This window comes from Azospirillum formosense (assembly GCF_013340925.1).
GTDB classification, from domain to species: Bacteria; Pseudomonadota; Alphaproteobacteria; order Azospirillales; family Azospirillaceae; genus Azospirillum; species Azospirillum formosense.
In genome coordinates this window covers 1-6918 of the sequence record NZ_WHOR01000292.1, presented here as the reverse complement: position 1 = coordinate 6918, position 6918 = coordinate 1, and the positions used below count along the sequence as shown (strand labels likewise).

The window sequence follows — 6918 nt, the reverse complement described above, 5'->3', positions numbered from 1 at the left end:
CCCTAACCCTCCCCCGCTCTCGGCGGACCTTTGGTCCGCCGAGAGCGGGGGAGGGTTAGGGTGGGGGCAAGCATGGCGACACTCCCCCACCGCTACGCCGGCCCGCTCCACGCCGGCCTGCGCGTCGGGCTGCTCGGCGGGTCCTTCAACCCGGCCCACGCCGGGCACCGGCACATCAGCCTGTACGCGCTGAAGGCGCTGGGGCTCGATCAGGTGTGGTGGCTGGTCAGCCCGCAGAACCCGCTGAAGCCGGTGCGGGGCATGGCGCCGCTTGCCGAGCGGCTGGAGGAGGCCCGGCGCACCGCCCGCCATCCGGCCATCCGGGTCACCGCCATCGAGCGCGAGCTTGGCACCCGCTACACCGCCGACACGCTGGCCAAGCTGAAGCGCCGCTTCCCCAAAACGCGCTTCGTCTGGCTGATGGGGGCGGACAATCTTCGGCAAATCCCCCGTTGGCGGCATTGGACGCGCATCTTCCGGCTGGTGCCGGTTGCAGTTCTCGCCCGTCCAACTTATTCTATGGGAGCGCTTGGTGGCATGGCCGCTCAGCGCTATGCCCGTCGCCGGGTCAGCATGCACAAGGCCAAGGGGTTGGCCGGTTCGAAAACACCGGCCTGGATTTTCCTCCGCAACCCGCTGCATCCGGCTTCGGCGACGGCGATCCGCCGGGCACGCGCCAGCGGGTCGTGACCCTGTATCGCGAGGTAGGTACCATCAACACGTTCATCGAACCGGCCGCGCCCGTTGTGCGGCCCGCGCCCGTTCCCGTTCCCCAGCCGGACGAACTGAAGGCGCTCGTCGAGAAGTCCCTGGACGACGATCAGGCCGAGGACGTCGTCGTCATCGACCTTGCCGGCAAGACCACCATCGCCGACTACATGATCGTGGCGTCGGGCCGCAACACCCGGCACATCGCCGCCATGGCCATGAAGCTGGCCGACCGCATGAAGCAGGCCGGCCTGCGCGGCGTCGAGGTCGAGGGCCTGAACCAGTGCGACTGGGTTCTGGTCGACGCCGGGGACGTCATCATCCACCTGTTCCGCCCGGAAGTCCGGACCTTCTACAACATCGAGAAGATGTGGGGTCTGGAGACGCCGCGGCCCTCCGCCGAGCGCATGAGCGCCTGACGGACAACGCTCAGGACGGGTGACGAACGGGAGTCGGACCGATGCGTCTGTGGCTTGCCGCGGTTGGGCGGTCACGGACCGGTCCGGCGCGCGACCTGTATGACGAGTATGCCGGCCGCCTGTCCTGGCCGCTGACTCTGCGCGAGGTCGAGGTGAAGAAGCGCCTCGCCTCCGACGAGCTGAAGCGGCAGGAGGCGGAGCTGCTTCTGGCCGCCATCCCCGCCGGGGCCATCGTCGTGGCCCTGGATGAGCGCGGCAAGACCATCACCAGCGAAGCCTTCGCCGCCAAGATCGGCGGCTGGCGGGACCAGGGGGCGGGCGACATCGCCTTTCTCATCGGCGGGGCGGACGGCCACGGCGACGCCGTGCGGGCGCGCGCCGATTTCCTTTTGGCCTTGGGCGCCATGACATGGCCGCATATGCTGGTGCGAGGCATGTTGGCGGAGCAAATCTACCGTGCCCAGCAAATTCTGGCCGGACACCCCTATCACCGTGCATGACTCCCATTGTGCGCGTGCGCAGGCATGCCATTTTCTGATCCGGCCCAAGGCAATAAGAACCCGGCCATAAGAAGACTGGCATCGGCCCCTTCGATCGAGACCCGCAACCCGACCGTGACAGGCGTATGAGGACCGTGATGACCGAGACCAATCGTCCCCGACCCGTAGTGCTGTGCATCCTGGATGGCTGGGGCTACCGCGAGGAGCGCGAGGACAACGCCATCGCCCAGGGCAACACGCCCAACTGGGACCGGCTGTGGTCGTCGGAGCCGCGCGCCTTCCTGGAGGCGAGCGAGGAGGAGGTCGGGCTGCCCAAGGGCCAGATGGGCAACTCCGAGGTCGGTCACATGAATCTGGGCGCCGGCCGCGTCGTCCGCCAGGATCTGGTGATGATCGACCACGCCATCGTCGAGGGCGAGCTGGAGCGCAACGCCGCGCTGACCGACCTCGCCAAGACGCTGCGGGATTCTGGCGGGCGCTGCCACATCCTGGGCCTGCTGTCGCCGGGCGGCGTCCATTCGCACCAGGACCACATCGCGGCGCTGGCCGGCGTGCTGGCCCATGAGGGCGTCCCGGTCGAGATCCACGCCTTCACCGACGGCCGCGACGTTCCGCCGCAGAGCGCCAAGGACCAGATGGCCGAGTTCATGGCCGACGTGCACGCCCTGCCCGGCGTCAACGTCGCCACGGTCAGCGGGCGCTACTACGCCATGGACCGCGACAAGCGCTGGGACCGCGTCGCCAAGGCCTACGCCACGCTGGTGAGCGCCCAGGGCGAAAAGGCCGCCGACCCGATCCAGGCGATCGAGCAGAGCTACGCCGCCGGCACCCACGACGAGTTCATCCTGCCGACCGTCATCGACGGCTACACCGGCATGAAGGACGGCGACGCCATCCTGATGGCGAACTTCCGCGCCGACCGCGCCCGCGAGATCCTGGCCGCCTTTGTCGATCCGGCCTTCGACGGGTTCGAGCGCGCCTCGGTGCCGAAGCTGGCCGCCGCCGTCGGCATGGTCGAGTATTCGTCCACGCTCGCCAAGCTGATGACGACCATCTTTCCGCCGAAATCCTTGACCAAGGTGCTGGGCGAAGTGGTCAGCGAGGCCGGATTGACCCAGTTGCGCATCGCCGAGACGGAAAAGTACCCGCACGTCACCTTCTTCTTCAACGGTGGCGAGGAGCGCGTGTATCCGGGCGAGGACCGCATCCTGGTGCCCTCGCCGAAGGTCGCGACCTACGACCTCCAGCCGGAGATGTCCGCCGCCGAGGTGACCGACAAGGTCGTCGCCGCCGTGGACAGCGGGACGTACGATCTGGTGGTCATCAACTACGCCAACCCCGACATGGTCGGCCACAGCGGCATCCTGTCCGCCGCCATCAAGGCGGTGGAGGCGGTGGACGCCAGCCTGGGCCGGCTGGAGGCCGCGGTGCGCGCCCAGGGCGGCGTGATGCTGGTCACCGCCGACCACGGCAACTGCGAGCTGATGAAGGACCCGCAGACCAACGGCCCGCCCACCGCCCACACGCTGGACAAGGTGCCGCTGGTGCTGGTGAACGGCCCCGCCGGGGTGTCGGCGATCCGCAGCGGCCGTCTGGCCGACATCGCCCCGACGCTGCTCGACCTGATGAAGCTGCCGCAGCCGGCGGAGATGACCGGCAAGAGCCTGATCGACCGCGCCAGCGCGCGGGCCGCCGCGGAATAAGGCGCAACCGGGCATGGGCGCAGGGCGCGATCATCCGGCGGGTGTTGCTCTGCTCCCCCTCCCCGCCTCCGGTCCGCAGGGCGGCGGGCGGAGACGGGCGTTTCCCTGGCGGCCGGCCCTGCTGACCGCAACCCTTCCCGTCGTCTCCACCGCCGCCGCGGCGCAGACCGAGTCCCCCGGCCAGACGCTGAAGCGGGTGGAGCAGGACCTCCAGACCGACAAGGCCCTGCAACGGCAGCTCGACCGCCAGTCCCAGACGCTCCAGAAGGAGCTGGACGAGCTGCGCGACCGGCTGGTCGGTCTGGCCGACCAGGAACGGGCGCAGGAGGACGAGCTCGCCCATCTCGAAGAATCCCTGACCGCGCTTGAGACGCAGGAACGCAGCCAGGCCGAGAAGCTGGAGGGCGAGCGGCAGCAGATCGCCGCCCTGCTGGCCGCCCTGCAGCGCGTCGCCCGCATCCCGCCGGAAGCGGCGCTGGCCCGCCCGGACGGGCCGGTGGACACGCTGCGCTCCGCCCTGCTGCTGCGCGACACGGTGCCGGCCCTGCGCGCCCGCGCCGACGCGCTGGCCCAGGCGCTGACCCGGCTGGCCGAGACGCGCGAGACGCTGCAGGCCCAGCGCGGCCGGACCTACGCCGCCCGCCTCACCCTGATCGACCGCCAGAAGGAGATCGGCCAGCTCGTCGCCCGGCGCGAGGAGCTGTCTCGCCAGACCGACGAGGAGCGCCAGCAGGTCGCCCAGCGCACCGCCCGGCTGACCGGTCAGGCCGCCGACCTGCGCCAGTTGATGGACCGCATCGAGGCCGAACGCCGCGCCGCCGCCGCCATGGCGGCCAAGCGCGAGGCCGAACGGTTGGAGGCGGAGCGCCGGCTCGCCGAGCAGCGCGCCGCGGAGCAGAAGGCCGCCGAGCAGAAGCTGGCGGAACAAAAAGCGGCGGAGCAGCGGCAGGCCGAACAGAAGCTCGCCGAGCAAAGGTCGAGCGAGCAGCGGGCCAGGGCCGAGACGGAAACCGCCCGCGCCGCGCCCGGCGCGCCCGTTGGAGAACGCCTGCCGGTGGGCGGCCGGGTGACCGTCCGGTACGGCGAGGCCGACCGCTACGGCGCGACCAGCCGGGGCGTCACCATCCAGGCCCGCTCCGGCTCGACCGTCGTGTCACCGCAGGCCGGAACGATCGTCTTCGCCGGGCCGTTCCGCGGCTATGGCCAAATCTTGATCGTGGAACACAGCCACGGATATCATAGTCTCATCGCTGGATTTGGCCGCATCGACACGGCCGTCGGACGGCGCGTGGCCACGGGGGAACCCATCGGCCTGATGCCCGCCGACGGGTCACCCGATCTTTACTTCGAGCTTCGACGTCACGGACAGCCGATCAATCCACAGCGCGGTTTCGGCGCCCCGGAGGGGAAAGGACAAGGGTAGATGAGGATAGTCAAGCGTGCCGCCACCGCCGCGGCCCTGGTGTTTTTGGGGGCCGGCGTCGCCACCGTCACCGCGCAGGTGAACAGCACCGGCAACAGTTCCGAGACCTACCGCCAGCTCAACCTGTTCGGCGACGTGTTCGAGCGCGTGCGCGCCGAGTATGTCGAGTCGACGACGGACGAGCAGCTGATCGAGTCCGCCATCAACGGAATGCTCACCTCGCTCGACCCGCATTCCAGCTATCTGAACCGCAAGAGCTTCCAGGACATGCAGGTTCAGACCCGCGGCGAGTTCGGCGGGCTGGGCATCGAGGGGACGATGGAGAACGGCCTGATCAAGGTCGTGTCCCCCATCGACGAGACGCCGGCCTTCCGCGCCGGTCTGCAGCCGGGCGACCTGATCATCCAGCTCAACGGCGAGGCCGTGATGGGCCTGTCGCTGAACGAGGCGGTGGAGAAGATGCGCGGCCCGGTGGGCAGCGACATCAAGGTCACCGTGCGCCGCGGCGAGGCCGGCGAGCCGTTCGAGGTCACGCTGACCCGCGCCGTCATCAAGGTGCAGTCGGTCCGCTACCGCACCGAGGGCGACATCGGCTACGTCCGCATCACCAGCTTCAACGAGCAGACGCAGCAGGGGCTGGAGAAGGCCATCGCCTCGATCCAGCAGCAGCTCGGCGACAAGCTGAAGGGCTACGTCCTCGACCTGCGCAACAACCCCGGCGGCCTGCTCGACCAGGCGGTCTCGGTCTCCGACACCTTCCTGGAGAAGGGGGAGATCGTCTCCACCCGCGGCCGCAAGGCCGAGGAGGGCACGCGCTACAACGCCAAGCCCGGCGACCTCGCCAAGGGCCTGCCGGTCGTGGTGCTGGTCAACGGCGGTTCGGCCTCGGCGTCCGAGATCGTCGCCGGCGCGCTGCAGGACCACAAGCGGGCGCTCGTCCTCGGCACCCAGTCCTTCGGCAAGGGCTCGGTCCAGACGATCATCCCGCTGCCCGGCCACGGCGCCATGCGCCTGACCACGGCGCGCTACTACACGCCGTCGGGCAAGTCGATCCAGGCGCTGGGCATCACCCCGGACATCGAGGTGCACCCGGCCCGCGTCGAGGAGACCGACCAGGGTCTGATCCGCCGCCGCGAGAGCGACCTGCGCGGCGCGCTGCGCAACCCGGACGCTCCCCGTCCGGCCACCACCCAGCCGGCTCCGGCGCCGGGCGCCAGCAACGCTCCGGCTCCCGGGGCGGCCCCCGGTGCGGCGCCGGGCGCGACGCCGGCTCCGGCCAACGGCAACGCCCCGACGGCGCCATCTGCGGCGCCGTCCGCGGAGAATGGGGAGGGTGCGCCCAACCAGCCGCCCTTCGACTACCAGCTGGCCCGCGCGCTCGACCTGCTGCGGGGCGTCGCCCTGTTCCAGGCCCGCGCACACTGAGGGGAGTGACGGGTCCGTGAACGCTGCCGCCCTTCTGGGCCGCCTGAAGCCCGCGAAACGGGAACGTTCCGGACCCGGCCTGCTGGCCCGCCTCCGGCGCCGGAAGTCCGGCGGCGATTCGGACGACGCGCCGCGCACGCGCAAGGAGCGCCGCCCCCTCTCGCCGCTCGCCAAGAGGCTGCTCGGCGCCTACGCCGCGCTGGCCCTCGGGCTGGGCGGGCTGGCCGGTTGGCTGGCGATGAACGCCGCGCACACGACCGAGGCATGGCAGGCCGCCATCCCAAGCGTCGAGGTGGCGGTGAAGGGCGCGCAAGCGCCAACACCGCCGGCGGCACCGCCCGCCGCGGCGGCGGCGGTTCCCGTCCAGCCGGCTCCTCCGGCCGCCGCTCCAGCGGTGGCTCCGCCCCCCGCCGCGGCCGCACCGCCTCCGCCACCGCTCGCCGTGGCCGTGAACGAGCCGGTCACCCTGACGCCGGCGCCGGTCCCCGGCCTGGTCGAGGATTCGCGCAACGGCCCGCTGCCGCGCATCGCCGAGGACGGGCGCAAGCCCTGGCAGGTCTACGCCCGCCCCTTCCCCGCCGCCGACCGCCGCCCGCGCATCGCCATCGTTCTGGCCGAGATGGGCATCTCCGGCGTGACCACCGGCAACGCCCTGCAGAAGCTGCCGCCGACCATCACGCAGGCCTTCGTCCCCTACGCCGAGCGGCTGGACAACTGGGTGGAGCGCGCCCGCGGCAAGG

The 6918-nt window shown here is 70.9% G+C and carries 7 protein-coding genes; all 7 read left to right on the top strand.

Annotation, left to right across the window (positions count from 1 at the left end; genetic code table 11):
- Nucleotides 1-72 precede the first annotated feature (72 nt).
- Nucleotides 73-690: a nicotinate-nucleotide adenylyltransferase gene (locus GBZ26_RS25260; RefSeq protein WP_174441199.1), complete on the top strand. Its 618-nt coding sequence runs from the start codon at nt 73-75 to the stop codon at nt 688-690.
- Nucleotides 687-1127 carry a ribosome silencing factor gene (gene rsfS / locus GBZ26_RS25255; RefSeq protein ID WP_104675343.1) on the top strand — a complete coding sequence of 147 codons (441 nt, stop codon included), beginning with the start codon at nt 687-689 and terminating at the stop codon, nt 1125-1127. The genes GBZ26_RS25260 and rsfS overlap by 4 nt, the downstream gene beginning before the upstream one ends.
- Nucleotides 1128-1168: 41 nt before the next feature.
- Nucleotides 1169-1627, top strand: a complete 459-nt coding sequence (rlmH, locus tag GBZ26_RS25250) for a 23S rRNA (pseudouridine(1915)-N(3))-methyltransferase RlmH (RefSeq protein WP_014239449.1) — start codon at nt 1169-1171, stop codon at nt 1625-1627.
- Between the two features lie 137 nt (nt 1628-1764).
- Complete coding sequence (gpmI, locus tag GBZ26_RS25245; RefSeq protein WP_174441198.1) at nt 1765-3330, top strand: 2,3-bisphosphoglycerate-independent phosphoglycerate mutase; 1566 nt, start codon at nt 1765-1767, stop codon at nt 3328-3330.
- A 13-nt stretch (nt 3331-3343) separates the two neighbouring features.
- Entirely contained in the window at nt 3344-4753 is a 1410-nt protein-coding gene (locus GBZ26_RS25240; protein WP_174441197.1) for a murein hydrolase activator EnvC family protein, read from the top strand.
- Nucleotides 4754-6178 (top strand): S41 family peptidase, encoded by a 1425-nt coding sequence (locus GBZ26_RS25235; RefSeq protein ID WP_174441196.1) that lies wholly within the window; start codon nt 4754-4756, stop codon nt 6176-6178. It abuts the gene before it with no gap.
- 16 nt (nt 6179-6194) lie between these two features.
- Nucleotides 6195-6918: divergent polysaccharide deacetylase family protein (locus GBZ26_RS25230; protein WP_486598851.1), on the top strand; the 724-nt coding region annotated here is incomplete at its 3' end.

Coding starts and splice junctions, on each gene's coding strand:
- GBZ26_RS25235 (WP_174441196.1), top strand. CDS start 4,754: ATGAGGATAGTCAAGCGTGCCGCCACCGCCGCGGCCCTGGTGTTTTTG.
- rlmH (WP_014239449.1), top strand. CDS start 1,169: ATGCGTCTGTGGCTTGCCGCGGTTGGGCGGTCACGGACCGGTCCGGCG.
- gpmI (WP_174441198.1), top strand. CDS start 1,765: ATGACCGAGACCAATCGTCCCCGACCCGTAGTGCTGTGCATCCTGGAT.
- GBZ26_RS25240 (WP_174441197.1), top strand. CDS start 3,344: ATGGGCGCAGGGCGCGATCATCCGGCGGGTGTTGCTCTGCTCCCCCTC.
- GBZ26_RS25260 (WP_174441199.1), top strand. CDS start 73: ATGGCGACACTCCCCCACCGCTACGCCGGCCCGCTCCACGCCGGCCTG.